21 protein-coding genes are annotated in these 19,674 nt (G+C 41.2%); 2 read left to right on the top strand and 19 right to left on the bottom strand.

The window, feature by feature from the left end; genetic code table 11:
* Nucleotides 1-161: 161 nt before the first annotated feature.
* A complete protein-coding gene (locus tag IPO83_13405) occupies nucleotides 162-926 on the bottom strand; it encodes an ATP-binding cassette domain-containing protein (GenBank protein ID MBK9732253.1) in 765 nt (254 codons plus the stop codon).
* A complete protein-coding gene (locus tag IPO83_13400; GenBank protein ID MBK9732252.1) occupies nucleotides 923-1,669 on the bottom strand; it encodes an ABC transporter permease in 747 nt (248 codons plus the stop codon). The genes IPO83_13405 and IPO83_13400 overlap by 4 nt, the downstream gene beginning before the upstream one ends.
* A 140-nt stretch (nucleotides 1,670-1,809) precedes the next feature.
* Here IPO83_13400 and IPO83_13395 point away from each other — a divergent pair, with 140 nt between their 5' ends.
* Complete coding sequence (locus IPO83_13395) at nucleotides 1,810-2,514, top strand: SDR family oxidoreductase (GenBank protein ID MBK9732251.1); 705 nt, start codon at nucleotides 1,810-1,812, stop codon at nucleotides 2,512-2,514.
* A 62-nt stretch (nucleotides 2,515-2,576) separates the two neighbouring features.
* On the opposite strand, the gene IPO83_13390 is transcribed toward IPO83_13395, so the two are convergent.
* Together IPO83_13390 and IPO83_13385 are read right to left on the bottom strand one after the other, a co-directional pair.
* Nucleotides 2,577-3,755 carry a WG repeat-containing protein gene (locus IPO83_13390; protein MBK9732250.1) on the bottom strand — a complete coding sequence of 393 codons (1,179 nt, stop codon included), beginning with the start codon at nucleotides 3,753-3,755 and terminating at the stop codon, nucleotides 2,577-2,579.
* Nucleotides 3,756-3,775: 20 nt separating this feature from the next.
* On the bottom strand, nucleotides 3,776-5,719 hold the full coding sequence (locus tag IPO83_13385) for a glycosyltransferase family 39 protein (GenBank protein MBK9732249.1): 1,944 nt from the start codon (nucleotides 5,717-5,719) through the stop codon (nucleotides 3,776-3,778).
* Between the two features lie 334 nt (nucleotides 5,720-6,053).
* Here IPO83_13385 and ispG point away from each other — a divergent pair, with 334 nt between their 5' ends.
* Nucleotides 6,054-8,012, top strand: coding sequence for a (E)-4-hydroxy-3-methylbut-2-enyl-diphosphate synthase (gene ispG, locus IPO83_13380; protein MBK9732248.1), 1,959 nt, complete (start codon nucleotides 6,054-6,056; stop codon nucleotides 8,010-8,012).
* 17 nt (nucleotides 8,013-8,029) lie between these two features.
* On the opposite strand, the gene IPO83_13375 is transcribed toward ispG, so the two are convergent.
* From IPO83_13375 to nrfD, 15 genes are all read right to left on the bottom strand, one after another.
* On the bottom strand, nucleotides 8,030-8,287 hold the full coding sequence (locus tag IPO83_13375; GenBank protein ID MBK9732247.1) for a hypothetical protein: 258 nt from the start codon (nucleotides 8,285-8,287) through the stop codon (nucleotides 8,030-8,032).
* 203 nt (nucleotides 8,288-8,490) lie between these two features.
* On the bottom strand, nucleotides 8,491-9,012 hold the full coding sequence (locus IPO83_13370) for a DUF420 domain-containing protein (GenBank protein MBK9732246.1): 522 nt from the start codon (nucleotides 9,010-9,012) through the stop codon (nucleotides 8,491-8,493).
* Entirely contained in the window at nucleotides 9,009-9,638 is a 630-nt protein-coding gene (locus tag IPO83_13365; GenBank protein MBK9732245.1) for an SCO family protein, read from the bottom strand. Before IPO83_13365 ends, IPO83_13370 begins: the two co-directional genes overlap by 4 nt.
* Before the next feature lie 351 nt (nucleotides 9,639-9,989).
* A complete protein-coding gene (locus IPO83_13360; GenBank protein MBK9732244.1) occupies nucleotides 9,990-10,319 on the bottom strand; it encodes a cytochrome C oxidase subunit IV family protein in 330 nt (109 codons plus the stop codon).
* Between the two features lie 57 nt (nucleotides 10,320-10,376).
* Nucleotides 10,377-11,048, bottom strand: coding sequence for a cytochrome c oxidase subunit 3 (locus IPO83_13355; protein MBK9732243.1), 672 nt, complete (start codon nucleotides 11,046-11,048; stop codon nucleotides 10,377-10,379).
* 9 nt (nucleotides 11,049-11,057) lie between these two features.
* A complete protein-coding gene (locus tag IPO83_13350) occupies nucleotides 11,058-11,624 on the bottom strand; it encodes a cytochrome c oxidase subunit 3 (GenBank protein ID MBK9732242.1) in 567 nt (188 codons plus the stop codon).
* A gap of 4 nt (nucleotides 11,625-11,628) precedes the next feature.
* A complete protein-coding gene (gene cyoE, locus IPO83_13345; protein MBK9732241.1) occupies nucleotides 11,629-12,528 on the bottom strand; it encodes a protoheme IX farnesyltransferase in 900 nt (299 codons plus the stop codon).
* Nucleotides 12,529-12,629: 101 nt separating this feature from the next.
* Nucleotides 12,630-14,402, bottom strand: coding sequence for a cbb3-type cytochrome c oxidase subunit I (locus tag IPO83_13340; protein MBK9732240.1), 1,773 nt, complete (start codon nucleotides 14,400-14,402; stop codon nucleotides 12,630-12,632).
* A 128-nt stretch (nucleotides 14,403-14,530) separates the two neighbouring features.
* Nucleotides 14,531-15,589, bottom strand: a complete 1,059-nt coding sequence (locus tag IPO83_13335) for a cytochrome c oxidase subunit II (GenBank protein MBK9732239.1) — start codon at nucleotides 15,587-15,589, stop codon at nucleotides 14,531-14,533.
* Nucleotides 15,590-15,614: 25 nt separating this feature from the next.
* Nucleotides 15,615-16,082, bottom strand: a complete 468-nt coding sequence (locus IPO83_13330; protein ID MBK9732238.1) for a hypothetical protein — start codon at nucleotides 16,080-16,082, stop codon at nucleotides 15,615-15,617.
* Nucleotides 16,060-16,794, bottom strand: a complete 735-nt coding sequence (locus IPO83_13325) for a hypothetical protein (GenBank protein MBK9732237.1) — start codon at nucleotides 16,792-16,794, stop codon at nucleotides 16,060-16,062. The genes IPO83_13330 and IPO83_13325 overlap by 23 nt, the downstream gene beginning before the upstream one ends.
* 126 nt (nucleotides 16,795-16,920) lie before the next feature.
* Entirely contained in the window at nucleotides 16,921-17,064 is a 144-nt protein-coding gene (locus IPO83_13320; GenBank protein MBK9732236.1) for a hypothetical protein, read from the bottom strand.
* A gap of 53 nt (nucleotides 17,065-17,117) precedes the next feature.
* Complete coding sequence (locus IPO83_13315) at nucleotides 17,118-17,573, bottom strand: hypothetical protein (protein MBK9732235.1); 456 nt, start codon at nucleotides 17,571-17,573, stop codon at nucleotides 17,118-17,120.
* Between the two features lie 36 nt (nucleotides 17,574-17,609).
* Complete coding sequence (locus tag IPO83_13310; GenBank protein ID MBK9732234.1) at nucleotides 17,610-18,143, bottom strand: DUF3341 domain-containing protein; 534 nt, start codon at nucleotides 18,141-18,143, stop codon at nucleotides 17,610-17,612.
* A gap of 21 nt (nucleotides 18,144-18,164) precedes the next feature.
* Entirely contained in the window at nucleotides 18,165-19,589 is a 1,425-nt protein-coding gene (nrfD, locus tag IPO83_13305) for a polysulfide reductase NrfD (GenBank protein MBK9732233.1), read from the bottom strand.
* Nucleotides 19,590-19,674: the final 85 nt, after the last annotated feature.

The following is a 19,674-nucleotide window of genomic DNA, read 5'->3' as shown; positions in this document are numbered from 1 at the left end:
TGGTTTTTCTTTGATAGCTATTTTCTATTCTTATTCGAGAATGGCTAAATTGTTAAATTGTTATTTATCAGTGAAGATGACAGCGCGATTATGCGCTACGGTCGTTCAAAGCTAAATGGAATCCATCTTAGTTGAAAAGGCGCAAAAATATCGAAATCTACTTAGGTTTTTGAAGATAGTTCTTTGATTTCTTTGAGGAACTTAGAAGCAAAGATAAAATCGTTCATCTCCTTATTGGTACTGGAGAGTACTTCATGGCGGTTTCCTTCCCAGCATTTCACACCTTTATAAAGAAAAATGATATAGTCGCCAATGCCGAGCACCGAGTTCATGTCGTGGGTGTTCACTATGGTAGTGATATTATATTCAATCGTGATCTCATGAATGAGTTCATCAATAAGGATGGAAGTCTGAGGATCAAGTCCTGAATTGGGCTCATCGCAAAATAAATACTTAGGGTTCAGCACGATCGCACGCGCAATGCCGACTCTTTTTTTCATGCCTCCGCTCAGTTCGCTTGGGTGCAGCTTATTGGTTCCTTTAAGGTTAACACGGTCCAGACAAAAATTTACCCTGTTGAGCTTTTCTTTCACTGTCATTTTAGAAAACATATTGAGTGGGAACAAAATGTTTTCCTCAACATTCATAGAATCAAATAATGCAGTACCCTGAAATAACATGCCGATTTCCTGCCGTATTTCCTTTTTAGCTTTTTCTTCCAATGAGACAAAGTCAACCGTTTTATTGTAGATGACGGTACCTGAAGTAGGGGCTATCAATCCTACCATAGATTTCATTAAAACAGTTTTTCCGGATCCGCTTGCACCAATAATCAAACTTGTTTTTCCGGGTTCAAACAAACCAGAGACGCCTTTCAGCACTTCGCGATCCCCAAATGATTTGCGTACTTCTTTTATTTCGATCATAGCAAAATTTCGGCAAGCACGTAATCAAAAATAAGGATGAGAATGCAACTGGCAACAACGGCACGGGTAGCAGAATTTCCAACCTGCAACGCGCCACCTGTAGTGTAATAACCCAGGTAAGCCGACACAGATGAAATGATAAATCCGAAAGTGGTGGCTTTAATAATTGCAAATGTGACGGTGAACGGAATAAAAAACTGAATAGAACCCTGCATAAATTCAGTCGACGAAACCACATTCTGAAGATGACCCACCAGCATTCCGGAAAGAATCTGCAAAAATCCGCCGATGATGATGATGATCGGAATCATGAAAGTAGCTGCAATCACCTTGGGTAATACAAGATAAGCGGCTGAATTAATACCCATAATTTCCAACGCATCAATCTGTTCGGAGATGCGCATGGTGCCAAGTTCTGAAGCAATGCTCGAACCTATCTTTCCTGCCAGGATCAAACAAGTGACCGTTGGTGCCATCTCGATAATGGTGGAGTTCGTAACAATCGAACCGATTATTGATTTTGAAAGTAAAGGTGAAGTGAATTGGTAAGCAGTCTGAACCGTCAAAACAGCACCAAGAAACACAGAAAAAATAATAACTATACCAACAGAACCGACACCTATTTCAATCATTTGCCGCATCAGTTCTTTCCAATAAATGGACATTTTTTCCGGACGAACGAAGGATTTCTTCATCAGCAGGATGTACTGTCCGAATTGTTCGAAAAATGTGATGGTGGGCATGTTGTTGAGTGCGGTTAAAGGTAGCCATTCTTTGGAAACTCTTTCGGGTTGCACTTAATGACCAATGACGAAATGGCTAAGTGGCTAAATGGTTAAATTGTTAAATTGCCAAATTGTTTAATTGCTAAAATAACCGACCCATGAATGCAGTAATTACCGGAGCTACGAAAGGAATCGGAAAAGCTATCGTTGAAAAATTCGCTTCTGAAGGATTTAATGTGGCCATTTGCGCCCGTAATAAAAAAGAGTTGGAAATATTCAGTGATGAATTGCGTAACAAATTTCCCGATATTGAGGTGCTGGCACAACCTTGCGATGTATCGGACAAAAAACAATTGAAATCATTTGCTGATCTCATTAAATCCGAATGGGATGCTATTGATGTACTGGTAAACAATGCCGGCATTTTTCTGGCGGGACAAGTGCACAAAGAAAAGGCGGGCATATTGGAGAAGCAGATCAAGACCAATTTATACAGTGCCTATTATCTCACGCAGTTTTTGGTAAAAGTGATGATCCGAAATAAGCACGGACATATTTTTAATATCTGTTCCACGGCAAGTGTGCAGGCCTATCCGAATGGCGGTTCTTATGGAATTTCAAAATTTGCATTACTTGGCTTTACCAAAAATCTGCGATTGGAAATGATTCCCTATAATATAAGAGTGACTGCAGTAATTGCCGGAGCAACACTCACTGCATCGTGGGATGGCGTTGATTTACCGGAAGAACGTTTTATGAAACCGACCGATATTTCGCGCTCTATATGGAATGCGTTTACCTTATCATCGCAATCAGTGGTGGAAGAAATTTTGATACGACCGGCGCAGGGAGATATCTCCTGAAATTAACAACGGCTCAATCATTTTGTAACCGCAGCTTATTTATACTTTTCTTTAAATTTTTTCTAATCCCGGAAAAATTCCTTTCCCCCCACATCAATATATCCCCACTTTCCATCGCTTTTTACCAATGCAAGTCCACCTTCAAAGTCGTCAGCATTTTCGTACCTCGGCGGAATCACTTCCTTTCCGGTTATGTCAATAAAACCCCAACGTCCATCACGTTCCACCCGTGCGTAGTTATTATTGAAATCATGAATCAGGTTGTACTGTGGAAGCGGAATCAGGTTACCTTCCTTAGTAATGATCGCCCAACCATCTTTAACAACAAGTGCACGTCCATCATGAAAATCATTTGCTGCTTCGTATTGAGGCTCAATCTTAGTTATTCCTTTTGAATCTATATATCCAAAAAGCTTATTTTGTTGAATCAGTGCTAGTCCTTCCCTGAAATTATTTGCATTCTCATATTGCAGTGGAATCACGGGTTCACCGGCACTGTTAATAAATCCAACAAGGCCGGCTTTCATCACTACTGCCAGTCCTTCCGAAAAAACATTAGCACCATTGTACTGGAAGCCAATCCTGAGGCTGCCATCTGTCTTAATAAAGCCCATTAAAGAATCTTTTTTCACGAGTGCAAGACCATCCTGAAATGAAGTGGCGCCGTCAAACTGCAATGGAATTACTTCTACACCTTTTTCATTTATAAATCCAAACTGCGGACCTGCTTTTACCAATGCCAGTCCTTCATGAAAAGGTAAAACAGCATCATACAATGGTTGCGTTATTTCATCTCCTTTCTGATTAATGAATCCAATCTTCATTCCGGTTTTTGCGGCAGCAAATCCTTCCGAAAATGCATCAATTGCATCATACTTCAATTTCACAATTTCCTTTCCACGACTATCAATCACGCCCCACTTGCCGGCGCGGGAAACAATAGCAATTCCATCGCTATTAAAGTTGCTGATGAAATCATACCTGAATGGAATTTTCACATCACCCTTGTCATCAATTATCGACATGTGACCATCTTGTTTTATTACTGCTATATCATTGTAGAATGGAAACACTTCCTGGTAACGGGTGGGAATAATAATGTTTGCTTTCCTGTCTGAGAAGCCCCAAAGCGAACCAATTCTGTAAGGAATTAACCGGGAAGACGAAACCTGCGCCAGCAGAGGCTGTTGCAACAAAATAATTGCAGTCAGCAATGCTATAAAAATTCTTAAACGATTCATGCGCATGAAATTATAAAAAATCAGGGATGATGCTTTTCTATCGGTTCAATCAGTCCGTAAATCCACGGATTACCCGAATCAATCGTCACGTTAAAATCACTGATGCTGAAATCATCCTGGTTTTTATTCCAGGCATATGCATTCAGTATCATTTTCTCCGTAACAGGAAATCCCAAATCCCGCACACTGATGCTGTAAAAAACAGTTCCATTGCTTTCAGACGAATCCAAAAAATAATTGAATGGTTTTTCCTGCCAGAAAAGGCTTTTTCCGTCGGCATCAAAACTTACAACCAATGATGCTTTGTTATCAGGTGGTACGCCTGAAACTTTCATCGAAATATTCACCACGTTATAGCCATTAGAAAGCAATCGCGACAACGGCGCCATCAAAGTGGGACCGAATTCAATGTTGCTTTTGTAGTGAAATACGGAGTGTCCGGTGAGCGAATCGACTGCTACAAGATTGGTATCAATTTTCCAATTTACACCCGGATGATGCATATCAAGCGTTTGCTGAAAAACTATATCAGGAGCCAGCCGCTCATTTGACTTTGCTTTGGAAAATGCATGATACTGATAGGTGAATCCTTTATCACGTGAAATTTCATTCGGATAAAATTGCCTTATCAACATCTGGTAATCTGTTGGCACATTCGCAGCAATAAAACATTCCGAATGGAGCGAGGAAAGATATTTTCCGAACGCGATGTAAGATTGAAATTCCTTTTCCGGCCAGTAATCCATTGCTATTTCACGATTGTATTTTCGCAGATAATAACCAACATACTTTCGCGGCTCATTCATCATCACTGTACATTGAATACCTTTTTCCATATCCATGGTATTGATCGTATTCTCTACTAATTCTTCAATAGGTTGATGATAGAAAATATCAAAATGCTTTCTTCCTGAAACCAAAGTATAAATACCTGTAAGCAGAATGAGTGACACCATCAACCAATTGTATTTCAACGGAACTTCTTTAATCCACGAAAAAATAAAAAACAGCAGGTAAGGAAAAGTAAATATCAAAACAGAATATTGCAACACTGCATTGCGATAGATGGAATAATAGAAACCAATAAAGAATGGCAGTAGGAACCAACACAGGGCAATGATCCGGAACTTATACCGCGCCTTTAAATGAGCAGAATGAAAAACAATGCTTGTTAATATCAACCCAATCACCAAACCTTTCAACCATGGAGAAAAATGAAAAATGTAATTGAGGTAGTTCCTGAAAAAATCAGGCCCTGGTTTTGGAAGCCATCCTCCTACCCCACCGATACCGAATTGGAATAAGGAGACCGATAGATGTGGAAGAAACAACAGCACAATAATTACATTGGCAATCAGGTAAGCTTTCCAATTTTCTTTCCTGATAAGAAACAATCCAGTAACTCCTGCTATAAATGCAAATAAAAGCGAGAAATAATGATTGTAACAGCACAATGTTGCGAATACCACAAATCCACACAATTGCCGTAATGGATGCTTTTCCTCTTTATTAAACAGATAGTTTGTCCAGCACAAAACCATCATCAATGAAAAAAACAAGCCGCTCATGTAAGGCCTTGCAATCTGGCTGTACATCACTGTGTACTGTAAGCAGCTAACCAATGCTGCACTCAGGTAACCAACTGTTTTATTGAACCAAAATTCTCCTATCAGGAAGACCAACCAAACAGAAAGCAAACCCATTACCAAAAATGGAATCTTGAAAGCTGCTTCACTGTCGCCAACAATCATTCTCCAGTAGTTCAGGAACACCTGAATAGCAGCAGGATGGCCATCGCCTTTTACTCCCTTATTAATTAATTCATGAAAATTCGTAAACCCGGTTCGTGCCCAAGCGCTTACTTCATCATACATAAATGGAATGTGAGGAAATGCATAGAAACGAAGGATCGCTCCGACAAAAATGATAAAGAGTAATAAAAAATCGGGTTTCCTGAAAGTCACAATAAACATATTGCATTTAGTGAGGTGAAAATAGGAAATAAAGAATACAGGTTGATGCTTACTGACTGATGGAATGTGCGACAATTTCAGTTTCGGGGACTCTCGCCAAGGCGCAAAACACGCAAAAGAAATAAGGGCATACACAACAATATCTCTTTCCGGGAATCTGGCAAAGGTGCAAAGCGAACAAGAAAATATAAACATTTGCCATAGGTGCTTTCAGCAGCAATTTTCATACTTTATTGTACACTCATCTGTAAGAATGCAGGCGACAACAATTCTTTCTAAACCCTGTTTATAAATCCTAATTTTGACCGAGCATAATCCGGAAAGTATGTCTTTTAAATATTGCAATTCTCTCACAAGCTATTCAAGACTTAAAACGCGTGAAGTAAAAGTTGGTGATCTTATCATTGGTGGAAATCATCCGATCCGCATTCAATCAATGACTACGACAGATACGATGGACACCATTGCAACAGTCGAACAATCCATCAGAATGATTGAAGCCGGATGTGAATTGGTGCGCATCACTGCACCCAGCATCAATGAAGCGCATAATCTTGCAGAAATAAAAAACGAACTAAAAGCAAGAGGTTACACTACGCCGCTTGTTGCCGACATTCACTTTACACCTAACGCTGCTGAAGTTGCTGCGCGAATTGTAGAAAAGGTGCGTGTGAATCCGGGCAATTATGCCGACAAGAAAAAATTCCAGGTGATTGAATATTCAGATGCCGATTATGAAGAAGAATTAGACCGCATCCGCGGGAAATTTTTGCCACTCATAAAAATCTGCAAGGAATATGGAACTGCGATGAGAATCGGCACTAATCATGGTTCACTCAGTGATCGCATTATGAGTCGATATGGCGATACGCCCCTGGGAATGGTGGAATCCGCTTTTGAATTTTTAAGAATTGCGGAAAGTGAAGGATACTACAACATCGTGCTTTCGATGAAATCAAGCAATCCGCAGGTGATGGTGCAGGCTTACAGGTTGCTTGTAAATAAAATGCAGGAAAGAGCAATCAACATTCAACCTCAGGGCAAAGAATCGGATTCTATTTATCCTTTACATCTTGGAGTAACAGAAGCCGGCGATGGTGAAGATGGCCGTATCAAATCAGCGATCGGCATTGGCGCTCTGCTCGAAGACGGATTGGGTGATACTATTCGCGTTTCGCTTACGGAAGATCCGGAACTTGAATTACCGGTTGCAAAAACCCTGGTATACCGCTATACACCTGAAAGAAAAGTTCCGAAAATTGCGACGATCAAAAAATCACCCATCCATCCATTTGAATATAATAAAAGGACTACTGTTCCAATAGAAAATATTGGGGCTCATCATGTGCCTGTTGTAGTAATGGATTTTTCGGAAGAAAAAACAATCACACCAGAAACATTGCTGACTGCCGGATATCGATATGATCCTGCTACTGATAAATGGAACATCGGAGACATGGCCGCTGATTATATTTTTACAGGTGGAAAAGATATTGACTTTGCTATTCCAGGAACGCTGGGAATTATTAAAAATGCTGATGCAGGAAAAAATGATGTTGCAGGTGAAAGGACTTTTCGCTCTTTCAACGCTTCCCAATTTCTGAGCCTGAAGAAAAAAGATGAGAAGTTGAAATTTGTGATCATCAACATTGATGATATTTCAGATGCATTAATTGATCAGTTGAAGAAAGACCCATCGGCTGTTATAGTTTTAACGACCGATCATTTCAACGGCATGATGGAACAACGCCGCGTGTTTTTTGATCTGATTACCGAACAAGTGGAAAATCCTGTGATCATCAAACGTTCCTTCGAAAATATTTTGTCAGATGAACTCACCTTATACGCTGCCACCGATTTCGGAGCCTTACTATTGGATGGTTTAGGTGATGGTATCTGGCTTCATGCGCCGCAGCACCTGGCGAATACCATTAACAGGTTGTGCTTCGGTATTCTGCAGGGAACACGTCAACGCATTTCGAAAACAGAATACATCTCCTGTCCTTCCTGTGGCAGAACACTTTTTGATTTACAGGAAACAACTGCCGCCATCAGGGCACGCACCAATCATCTGAAGGGTGTAAAAATTGCCATCATGGGTTGCATTGTAAATGGTCCGGGAGAAATGGCCGATGCTGATTATGGATACGTAGGAAGCGGCGTCGGAAAAATTACGCTGTATAAGGGAAAGGAAGTAGTGAAACGATCAGTTGAATCACTGGTGGCTGTGGATGAACTGATCTTGCTGATTAAGGAAAATGGTGATTGGGTGGAGGGGAGTTGACAATTGTCTGCTGCTGACTATTCCTGGATGTCTTCGGCGGATTTCTTTTTATGGTTTACATACCAGTAATAACCGATTCCGCCAACCAATGCATATGGAATCACCAGTAGATACATGATGCCGATGTTCAATCCTTTGGCATCTGTGCTGCCTTCTTTTAATGAACTTTCTGCACTTTGCTTGCACATGGCACATTGAGCTGATGCCAGCCGGAAAGAACCTGCAATGAGAACAAGCGTGAATAAAAGTGCAACGAGTGTGGTTTTCATGCTCATAAAATTATGTTTCGAAATTACTACAAAATTCATTGCGGAATGTTTGAATTTTTCAGGATTTGATTTGCAATGCTTACTGCAATTTCTCACTACAAATACTAACACATAAAGCTCAGATTTCGACGCGTGCCATCCGATTCAGTAGTCTGTACCCTCAGCTTGCAGAAGGGTTTTCCCATGATGTTCAAATTTCAGGGATGTAATTAATAATACGGCGACAACATCAGGTAAACCACCACACCAGTTACCGCCACATACAACCACAATGGAAAAGTCCACCGCGCAATTTTCCGGTGACGGTCAAATCTTTCCTGCAGACCACGCGTAAGAGTGATCAGGATCAAAGGCAAAATAGCTGCTGCCAAAACGATGTGGCTGATGAGGATGAAAAAATAAATATTTCGGATCATCCCTTGTCCTCCATATGAAGTCGGTTCAGTCAATGCATGATAGATTACATAGAAAACAAGAAACAGTGCTGAAAAACAAAAAGCAGTAATCATGCACAACCTATGACTCCGGATTTTTTTGTTCCTGATAAAATAATAACCGGTAAGCAACAACACTGCTGTACAGAAATTTAAGGAAGCATTGAGAGCCGGAAGAATACGAAGGTCGAATCCCATTTTTAAATCAGGTGGCTTTATATAAAACAGCAAAAGGACCAGAGTGGGCACCATAACAGAAACAATTCCGATAGCCCAGTTAATTGAACGGTCTTTCATTGCTGAATGCCAACCAGGATGCTGGCGAGATTGTTATAAAATGTATCCATCATCTGCTTGTCGAGACCGTTGTAAAATCCGCGGATTTTTCCATCTTCATCCACCAACACAATCTTTTCAGTATGGGTGAATTCAGCGCCTTTACCTCCTTCCGGAGTGTACACCACCGGCACTTTAAATCCTTTTTGTGCCATGTCCCAGACATTTTGTTTTTCACCACGAAGGAAATACCATTTTCCGTCAATAGCGTCGTATCGTTTTGCATAATCTTTCAATACAGGAATAGAATCACGGTCAGGGTCAACCGAAAAAGACACGAGTTTTAAACGGTCGTCATTTTTAAAATTTAATTGTATGAGCGACATTGTTTTTGAAAGGTTCGGACAAACACCTTCACAATTGGTGAAGATAAAGTCGGCAACATAAGCATGCCCTTTCAAATCTTTACTGTGTAAGGTGTCACCATTCTGGGTTTCATAGGTGAAATCCGGTGCATCCCAGAATACCTGCACTTCTTTCTGCCGGTTCGGCAATGCATCAATCTTTTGTTTGTAATAGAAAAAAAATCCGAGCGGGAAACCGACAAGGATCACAAAAGCAATTAAACGTGATCTGAACTTATTCATATAAAAAATTGAAGGCGCAAAGCTACTTCACAGATGCTGAAATGCAGCAAAAGAATTTAGGTGGTATGCGAATATGTGAAAATGGCTAACCGGCCAATGAGCCTGCTTTGCGCTACATACGCTAACACAATTCTATGCGACAGATTCCTACAGAGGAAAGGTTTCGAACACTTTTATTTTAAATCCGGAATATATTGAAACTTCAATTTTAGAAATAAGTTGATTGCTAGAAAAGGAATAACAATGCCCACGTTTTATTGATCAACCTTAACAGTAATATTCAGACTACCTGTAAATAAAAAAATCTCTTCGAAAAGAGATTTTAAATACCGGATTCTGGTTTTTGAGCAATCAATACGTCCGCATATGCAACCATGAATCGCCTTCAGCCAGCAAGGCGATCACAGCAAACAGCAGAAACGTCATCGGAATAAGGATGGTGATGGCGAGGTATTTTATTTCAAACTTAAGGTGCATAAATACGGATACAATGAAGAATGCCTTCGCAAGACTCATGATGATGTAAAAGGCATTCAATACCAGCAGCATTCCGTTTTGCGTAAAAAATTCGGTTAAAGAAACCGCCAATACAATTTCAACTATCGTGATGATGGAAAGCCATAAAGTGGTTCTCCAGATCAGTTTTACCATGTCAACGCTTTCTCCGTGTTCGTTACTCATTGTTTATCGGTTTGAATTTTTCAAAAATCAGTTGCTGAAAAGCTATTTGTCTAATTATTAAAGAAGGTAAAATGCCATAAATACAAACACCCATACCAGATCCACAAAGTGCCAGTACAAGCCAATTTTTTCTATCATCTCGTAACTTCCTTTGCGGTCATAATCACCACGCGCCACTTTCCTGCACACCAGTGTATTAATCACTACGCCGGTAAAAACGTGAAATCCATGAAATCCTGTGATGGTGAAAAATAACCATCCGAAAGCCGGAGCACCAAAAGGATTGGATGCTAATGTCATGTGTTCATCCACAATCAGGTGGGTCCATTCCCAGGCCTGACTTCCGAGGAAAATAATTCCTCCAAGAATGGTAAACAACAACCACTTCGTCACTTTTTTGCGGTTCATTTCATGATTGCCATAATGAACAGCCAGCACCATGGTTACACTGCTCATGATAAGCGTAAACGTCATAAAACTCACAAACATCAGCGGAAGCTTCACTCCTTCCAAAAAGGGCACAGAGGAGAAGACATGCGTTGGCGCCGGCCAGGCATTATAACTGAAGCGAAGTGCTCCATAAGTGATCAGGAAAGATGCGAATGAAAAGGAATCACCCACGAGGAAATACCACATCATCAGTTTTCCCCAACTCACCTTGAAAGGTGAACGTCCTCCGTTCCAGATCGAAGGCCTTACGGCGGTAGTTGTAAGTGTTGCTTCTGCCATCAGTTGCTATTAAGAAAGATTAATTTGAAAAAAGATAAAAAGGTAGATCCAGAGTACGTCTACAAAATGCCAGTAAGTGGCCATCATCTGCACTCCTGTCAAGCGGTTAGGATTAAACGGAACAATCATTGCCCTGATCAACATCACCAGCATAATAATCAGTCCTCCCAGAATATGCGCTGCGTGCACACCTGAAATAGCATACACAAATGAACCAGATGGATTGCCATCAATGTAAATTCCGCGGTTGGCGAGATCAAGCCATCCGTAGTATTGACCTGCCAGGAAAACAACTCCTAATGCTAAAGTGATAAACAGTGCAACTTTGTAAGCGACAATCTTAAAGCTCTTGAATGAATTTAATGTCCAATGCATGGTAAAACTACTCAGCAGTATCACCACTGTATTGAACCAGAAAACGGGCGGCATTCTGAACTCCACCCAATTCCCTTGCGCCTTTCTTACGATGTATGCACTGGTGAGTGATGCAAACAGCATAATGATGCTTGCAATACCCAGCCACAGACCGAATTTATGCGGATGAAAACGATTGTTATTTGCGGTGGCGCTTGTCATATAATTAAAGTCTGTCAAAGTAAATAGCTAACTGAACAACCGGTAAATAAAAGAAGGATCCAAACATTAATTTCTTAGCAGCTTCAATGCTGCATTGCCTGATTAAAAAGATCGACTGCACTAAAAATACAATGCCACAAACCAGCACTATCACTGCTGAAAAAATGCCACTGATTTCCATCCATGCAGGAACGAGACTTACAGGAATCAAAACAAGGATATACAGCATGATTTGAATGGCACTGAATTTACTCCTGCCGTCTTTTGATGGAAGCAGTTTATAACCTGCTCTCATGTAGTCGTCATGACCAACCCATGCAATAGCCCAGAAATGAGGGAACTGCCACATAAACTGTATGCCGAACAATGCAAATGCAACCGGAGATAAATGTCCTGTAGCACTTACCCAACCAATTAATGGAGGCAAGGCACCGGGAATAGCTCCAACCAAAACTGCAATGGGTGAAAATCTTTTTAACGGTGTATAAATGAAAGCATAGCTTAACAAGGCAAGCGCACTGAATAATGCTGCCAGCTGATTAAAGTAAATCCAGAAAATGCTGATACCGGCTACTCCGAAAATCCCTGCAGCAAGCAATGCTTCCGCATTCGTCATTCTTTCAGTGGGGAGCGGACGGTTAGCAGTACGCTTCATCAACCGGTCGTAATCTTTTTCTATCACCTGGTTTAATGCATTGGAAGAAGCAGTTGTTAAAAATCCTGCTAGAATTAATAACAACATTTGCGGCCATTCCCAATTTCCATTGGCTGCCATGAGAAATCCGATTACTGAAGAAAAAATTACCAGCATGGAAAGACGGAATTTTACGAGCTGGGCATAGTCCCTGAGCTTAGCTGCTGCCAGCAATCCGATGGTGATACGTTCTGTTTTTACTTCATTCATTTATTAGAAAGAAATGGTTATTTGTTAATGCTATTCGTGAATTACTGGTTACACTTTTATGGGAGGGTTAGGGTCAAGACATGAATGTCGTGGTATGTGTTTTAATGTCCCCCTGTTTCTCCTTCTTTTAATGGTGTTGTCTGCGGAATAAATTCTTCGCCATTCTTACTGTAATCGTAAGGCCACCTGTACACCGTTGGTAAATCGCCTGGCCAGTTGCCATGACCTGCTTTGATCGGTGTTGTCCATTCCAGCGTATTGGATTCCCATGGATTCTTCGTTGTCAATTTACGGCCATGGAAAATGCTGAATATGAAATTCACAACAAATAAAAGTTGAGCAAAGAACACCAGCATCGCTGCAAATGTGATGAATTGGTTCAGGCTTCCAAACATATTGAATGACTGAAAAGCGTCAAACGAATAATATCTTCTCGGTACTCCTGCAAGTCCCATGTAGTGCATAGGCCAGAAAATCATATACGCTCCCACCATCGTAACCCAGAAGTGAATATATCCGAGTGTGTTGTTCATGAATCGCGAATACATTTTAGGAAACCAATGATAAACCCCGGCAAACATGCCGAAGAAAGCAGAAATTCCCATTACAATATGAAAGTGCGCAATTACGAAATAAGTGTCATGCAATTCAATATCCAATGCAGAGTTGCCGAGAAAAATTCCTGTTAAGCCGCCTGAAATAAACATGGAAACAAATCCGATTGCAAACAACATAGCAGGTGTAAATCTTATGTTGCCCTGCCAAACAGTTGCAATCCAGTTAAATACTTTAATCGCTGAAGGAACAGCCACCAGCAATGTCAGAAACACAAAAACAGATGCGACAAACGGATTGAGTCCGGTAACAAACATGTGATGCGCCCAAACTACAAATGCAAGCACTGCAATGGCGAGCATGGAAAGAATCATAGCACGATAACCGAAAATCGGTTTGCGCGCATTCGTCGCTAACACTTCAGAAACCAATCCGAAGGCAGGCAGAATTATGATATACACTTCCGGATGACCTAAGAACCAGAACAAGTGCTGATAAAGAATCGCATTACCACCATCATTGGGCAATGCATGACCGTTAATGAAAATATTATCAAGATAAAAACTGGTGCCGATGGTACGATCCAGAATCAGGAGAATGGCAGCACCCAGCAATACAGGAAATGAAAGCAATCCAAGCACTGCTGTAATCAACAAGGCCCAAACCGTCAAAGGCATTTTGGCCATCGACATTCCTTTGGTACGAAGATTTAAAACAGTAGTTATGTAATTGAGACCGCCTAACAAACTTGAGAAAATAAAGAGTGCCATACCCACTAGCCAGAAATCCATTCCGGCGCCTGCTCCCGGAGCAGATTCACGAACACCACTCAATGGAGGATAAGCAGTCCAGCCAACATCCGAAGCACCTTCTGGCAAAAAGAAGGATGATAACATGACCACACTCGCCATAAAAAAGAACCAATACGAAAGCATGTTTAGAAACGGAGATGCCATATCGCGTGCACCAATCTGCAATGGAAGCAGGAGATTGGCAAAAGTTCCACTAAGACCTGCAGTGAGTACAAAAAATACGAGAATCGTACCATGCATCGTAACCAGCATGTAGTAAAACTCAGGACTGATGATGCCACCCGGCGCCCACTTACCAAAAATAGTTTCGAGGATTGGAAAAGCCTGGTTAGGAAAACCCAACTGCACACGAAATATAACCGACAGCATGCCTCCGATGAATGCCCAGAACATTCCGGTGATCAGGAATTGCTTGGCAATCATTTTATGATCCTGACTGAAAATATATTTGGTGATGAAAGTATCCTTGTGATGTTCATGATGATGCGGTTCATGAATTTCACCCATGGAATCCTGATGATGTGTGCTATCACCAGTAAAAACCTTATGTACTTCCGGACTAATAACTGGATCGATCATGACTGAAACTTTTACTTTAAATTATCAATTAAGCATTGTGCAAAAAAATGAACCACCTATTCGTGGTGTTCCATGTTTGCTTTTGCAGCTTCGGCATTTTTCAATTGTTCGCTGAGATCAGCGAATTTTTTTTCTTCAGCGGTCCCCTTGATGGCAGCATCATAAAATGATTGCTGAGAAGAAGCCCACTTATCATATTCTTCCTGTGTCTCCACTATTACAACACCTTTCATCCCGAAATGACCCTTACCGCACAATTGATCGCAGGCAATTTCATAGACGAAATCAGGATTGTTCATTTTCTTTTTCATTTCTTCCGTAGTGGCTGTAGGCGTAAACCAAAACCTGGTGGTGATACCGGGAACAGCATCCATCTTTACCCTGAACCATGGAATACCAACATCATGAATTACATCACGCGCTTTTATTTTCAGTAAAACCGGTTTGTTGACCACCAGGTGCATTTCTGTAGGCATGAAATCATCCTTGCTCGAAGGGTCATTAAAATCAATACCGACACCGTTTCCTTCGGTGATGTATTCAAATTGATTGGCACCAAGCTTTCCATCCTTACCCCCATATCGCAGCATCCAGTTAAATTGTTTGCCGGTAATCTCCACTACATTTGAGTCTTTAGGTTCCGGACCGGTAATCTGAAACCAACGATATAATCCTATTACTACCAGTGAAGTTAAAACGATGGCAGGTATTACCGTCCACCACATTTCCAATTTATTATTTTCAGGATAATACAAAGCTTTTCTTCCTTTGGTATGCTTGTACTTCCACGCAAAATAAAACAGGCCAATCTGCGTCAGCACGAACATAATGCCGGTAAAAAAGAGCGTTACATTGAACATGCTGTCGATCCAGACGCCATGAACAGAAGCGGCATTCAGGATCATTACGTCCTTAAAATAGTAAACTGACCAAAACAATGCGATCATTCCCAGAATAAGAAAAACCATCATCAAACGGGAATTGATCCTGTCTGATTCCAAATGGGTCCTTTCATCGCCACGCAAAATGCCTACGAACTCCGTAGTTTTTGCAAGCTGAAAAATAACCAGCGTAAAAAGTACAATGGCAATGACAACTAAAAGAGATGTAGTCATAAAACGGGTTCTTTCAAAACGTTAATCAGCTAGTATGGTGCAAACTTTCTTCGAGGAATGGATGGTTCTTCGGAACAAGATTCGCTTTGGTCAAATTGGTAAACACAACAAAAATCAACAATCCTGCATAGAACAATGATGGCGCAATTTCAGGCAGTCCAAATCCTGCCTTATTTCCAACTGTTCCGGGCATTACAATCAAATAAAAATCTATGTAGTGGCCAACAATGATGATGCAGGCAGCAATTACCAGCACCTGCACTTTCCTTTTCGCGTCTCTGCTCATCAATACCAGGAATGGTGCAATAAAATTCATGATAAAAATGGTATAGAATAAGATCATATAATGATCGTACCGTTGACGGAAGTATTCAGTTTCCTCAGGGATGTTTGCATACCAGATCAACATGAACTGACAGAAAATCAAATACGTCCAGAAAATACTGAACGCAAACATTAATTTACCCAGGTCATGCAGATGACCTTCTTTCACTACATCGAGATACCCTTTTCCTCTTTACGTAAACCACTACCAACGCCATCACAGAAATTCCTGTTACCCAAAAACTGGCAAATGTGTACCAACCGAACATCGTACTGTACCAATGAGGATCTAATGACATCAGCCAATCCCAGGACGTTACTGAAATATAGACCGCGAAAAATATCAGAAACAAAGACGCAACCGTAAGGTTTTTCTTATAATAAGAAATGCCGCCATGCTGATCTTCCGCCAGAGAATTTTTGCGCATCAGGTACGAAAGTGTAAGCAGGATACCCACAAAAAATGCAAAGCGTACGAAGAAAAAAGGAAGATTCAGATAACCAATCTTCGCGTGAACCAATGGATCGTTAGCTGCTACATCGGGATTTGACCACTCATACAAATTCGTATGTCCGAAAATCAACACCAATAACAACAATGAAGCAGTGTATGGAAGAAATCCCGCAATTGCTTCCGGAATTCTTTTAAAAACTGTGATGGACCCATTGTAAGCAACATACGTTGCCGCCTGAAAAAATGCACTGGCCATTGCAATACCTTGAAAAAAAACAGCATTCAACAGCATATTGGCCCACCACCGTTGTGTACCCTCTGCATCATTGTACATGAAAAATGCTGCAATGGTGCCAACCAGTCCGATGGCCATAAGTCCAAAACTGATTGTCTTTAAGCGCTGCGGAAAAATAAATCTTTCGTCCATGTTTTCTTGAAGTTTGCGATTCACCCGCTCTTCATTTTTAAAAATGAAGTTTGGATGGCAATCTGTGGTTCTTTATCCTGTATCTTTCTAATTACTTGCTACACTCTACTCACTACTCACTACTCATTACTTTTTCACCGTATCCATCATTGCCACCGCGGTTGCACCTTTTGTTGCAACACTATCCATATAATGTTTCTGCAATGACTTCACATAATACACCACTTTCCAGACCTGATCATGATCCAATGCTTTTGAATAAGCTCCCATCAGGTTTTTACCATAATGAACACTGTAGTATGCTTTTCCTTCGGGAATATTTATCAGGTTATCTGCAAAGTAGGAAGGTGGTGCAGGATAGGGGTTTTGATTTTAGTATTTACCACGATTGATCCGTTTGCATTTCCACCAAACCCATGGCATACCGCACAATTAATTCCGAATAACCTTTTTCCTTCTTCCAAATCTTTATCACCTAACCATGCAGGGAAGTGAAGATAAAGGCCTGCAGAATCATAACCGGTAACGTTGGTGCTATAATGAAAGGGCATGTAAACACCACGTGGAATAGTGTTCGGCACGGTTTGAATCGCATTCATGCTATCCGGAAAAAAAGGATTAGAAGTGTAGGTTTCATAAGCCAGTGAATGTGCCATGTCGGGCATGTATTCAAAACCTGGTTTGGTTCGTGGATAGTAACAGGAAGAGATCATCATGATTGCAACTGCAATGGCTGCCACCATCAAGCTTCCTGTTCTAAAATTGATTCGTTCCTTCATGCTGCTTCTTTGAATCGTTATCTGAATAATCAATTTTTAATAATGTTTCTCCATTTCCCGCTCTTTCACTTCCACCGCTCCTGATTCTTTCAACAACTGGCTGATGCGATCTTTTTCTTCTTTCGTGGTCTGATCAGTTATTTTAAATACCATTCCAAAAAGGTGGCTGGTAGTTCTTGGATCAAGCGGTTCCCGGAACCTTCCGGGATATAAATGGCAAAGCGCTAAAAATGCCACCGTCATTCCTATGGAAGCTGACAATACCGTGAACTCAAACATGATTGGAATAAATGCAGGAAAAGAAAAATGCGGTTTTCCTCCGAATACAATTGGCCAGTTGGCGGTAAATACCCATGTCATAAATGAAAAGGCAATGGCCAAACCGGTCAAGCCAATAAAGAAGCCGCCGACATGTAATTTCGATTCACGCAATCCAAGCTTTTCATCAAGTCCATGTACTGCAAATGGAGTTACCACGTCATGAATTTTGATGTTTTGCGCGCGTACTTTGTCCACTGCATTCAACAGCACCTCATCATCATCGTACAATCCTAAAAGATATCTTTTCATGAATTCAGTATTTCAGATTCGTTAAATAGCCTGTGGAACAACGTGCGGATCATGACCATGGGATTTTTCATGAGCATGTGCCGCTTTCTTTTGTGCTTCACCGGAAGTTTTCATTATGTGACGGATTTCCGCCATTGCGATTACAGGCATTGTTTTGGCAAAAATGAGGAAGGCTGTAAAAAACAACCCGATCGATCCCACATAAATACTGATTTCCACCCACGTTGGAGAATACATTGCCCAGGAGGAAGGAACAAAATCGCGGTGCAGTGAAGTGACAATAATTACAAACCGTTCGAACCACATTCCACAATTGATTACAATTGACATGAAGAAAGTAAACCACACGCTTCTTCTGAGCTTGCGAACCCAGAACAACTGTGGGGAAATTACATTGCAGGTCATCATTCCCCAATACGACCACCAATAAGGACCAAGTGCCCTGTTGGCAAAAGCATACTGCTCATAAGGATTTTGAGAATACCAAGCGGTAAATAATTCAGTGAGGTATGCGCAACCAACGATCGATCCCGTCAACACAATAATTTTATTCATCGACTCAATATGATCAAGCGTGATGTATTCTTCGAGATTCAACACTTTTCTGGTGATGATCATGAGCGTAAGCACCATAGCAAAACCCGAGAAGATGGCACCCGCAACGAAGTAAGGGGGGAAAATGGTAGTGTGCCATCCAGGAATTACGGACGTGGCAAAGTCAAAGGATACAATGGTGTGAACGGATAGCACAAGTGGTGTGGAAATACCCGCAAGTACCAGTGAAAGCATTTCATGGCGTTGCCAGTGCTTAGCTGAACCCACCCAACCGAAACTCAATAGTCCATACGCCCATTTCGCAATTTTTGATTTTGCGCGGTCGCGGATGGTAGCAATGTCAGGAATCAAACCGGTATACCAGAACATTAAGGAAACGGTAAAGTAAGTTGAGATTGCAAATACATCCCACATCAACGGTGAATTGAAATTCGGCCAGAGCGGTCCGCGACTATTCGGATAAGGCAGGTTAAAGAATGCAAGCCAAACGCGACCCATGTGGAATACCGGAAATAAAGCTGCGCAGATTACCGCAAAAATAGTCATGGCTTCTGCAGCGCGGTTTACACCGGTACGCCACTTCTGACGAAAAAGTAAAAGGATAGCGGAGATCAGTGTTCCGGCGTGACCGATACCGATCCACCACACAAAGTTGGTAATATCCCAACCCCAACCAATCGTTCTGTTCAATCCCCAGGTTCCGATTCCAAACCACACTGTCCATCCAATACAAAACAGTCCCCAGCACATCACGGTTGCAGCAATGGATGTAGCAATCCACCAGGAACGGGAAGGCTTTGCTTCCACAGAGCGAGAAATATCATCTGTAATCTGAAGATATGTTTTGTTTCCCTGAATCAACGGCGGCCTTAGGTACGATTCTGCGTGCATGAATATTTTTTTATCTCAACAAAAATCTTCTTCAAAATCATCTGCTTCTACTCATTGATTTCCTTATTTCTGAACAGAAAATCAA

This window comes from Chitinophagaceae bacterium (assembly GCA_016717285.1).
GTDB lineage: Bacteria > Bacteroidota > Bacteroidia > Chitinophagales > UBA10324 > JACCZZ01.
The sequence above is the reverse complement of the archived record's forward strand: the minus strand, read 5'-3'. Positions and strand labels throughout refer to the sequence as shown.

Coding starts and splice junctions, on each gene's coding strand:
- ispG (MBK9732248.1), top strand. CDS start 6,054: ATGTCTTTTAAATATTGCAATTCTCTCACAAGCTATTCAAGACTTAAA.
- IPO83_13370 (MBK9732246.1), bottom strand. CDS start 9,012: ATGAAAGACCGTTCAATTAACTGGGCTATCGGAATTGTTTCTGTTATG.
- IPO83_13315 (MBK9732235.1), bottom strand. CDS start 17,573: ATGAAGGAACGAATCAATTTTAGAACAGGAAGCTTGATGGTGGCAGCC.
- cyoE (MBK9732241.1), bottom strand. CDS start 12,528: ATGAATGAAGTAAAAACAGAACGTATCACCATCGGATTGCTGGCAGCA.
- IPO83_13350 (MBK9732242.1), bottom strand. CDS start 11,624: ATGACAAGCGCCACCGCAAATAACAATCGTTTTCATCCGCATAAATTC.
- IPO83_13335 (MBK9732239.1), bottom strand. CDS start 15,589: ATGACTACATCTCTTTTAGTTGTCATTGCCATTGTACTTTTTACGCTG.
- IPO83_13365 (MBK9732245.1), bottom strand. CDS start 9,638: ATGAATAAGTTCAGATCACGTTTAATTGCTTTTGTGATCCTTGTCGGT.
- IPO83_13375 (MBK9732247.1), bottom strand. CDS start 8,287: ATGAGCATGAAAACCACACTCGTTGCACTTTTATTCACGCTTGTTCTC.
- IPO83_13355 (MBK9732243.1), bottom strand. CDS start 11,048: ATGGCAGAAGCAACACTTACAACTACCGCCGTAAGGCCTTCGATCTGG.
- IPO83_13310 (MBK9732234.1), bottom strand. CDS start 18,143: ATGAAAAGATATCTTTTAGGATTGTACGATGATGATGAGGTGCTGTTG.
- nrfD (MBK9732233.1), bottom strand. CDS start 19,589: ATGCACGCAGAATCGTACCTAAGGCCGCCGTTGATTCAGGGAAACAAA.
- IPO83_13400 (MBK9732252.1), bottom strand. CDS start 1,669: ATGCCCACCATCACATTTTTCGAACAATTCGGACAGTACATCCTGCTG.
- IPO83_13405 (MBK9732253.1), bottom strand. CDS start 926: ATGATCGAAATAAAAGAAGTACGCAAATCATTTGGGGATCGCGAAGTG.
- IPO83_13390 (MBK9732250.1), bottom strand. CDS start 3,755: ATGAATCGTTTAAGAATTTTTATAGCATTGCTGACTGCAATTATTTTG.
- IPO83_13325 (MBK9732237.1), bottom strand. CDS start 16,794: ATGGACGAAAGATTTATTTTTCCGCAGCGCTTAAAGACAATCAGTTTT.
- IPO83_13340 (MBK9732240.1), bottom strand. CDS start 14,402: ATGGGTGAAATTCATGAACCGCATCATCATGAACATCACAAGGATACT.
- IPO83_13360 (MBK9732244.1), bottom strand. CDS start 10,319: ATGAGTAACGAACACGGAGAAAGCGTTGACATGGTAAAACTGATCTGG.
- IPO83_13395 (MBK9732251.1), top strand. CDS start 1,810: ATGAATGCAGTAATTACCGGAGCTACGAAAGGAATCGGAAAAGCTATC.
- IPO83_13320 (MBK9732236.1), bottom strand. CDS start 17,064: ATGGGAGCTTATTCAAAAGCATTGGATCATGATCAGGTCTGGAAAGTG.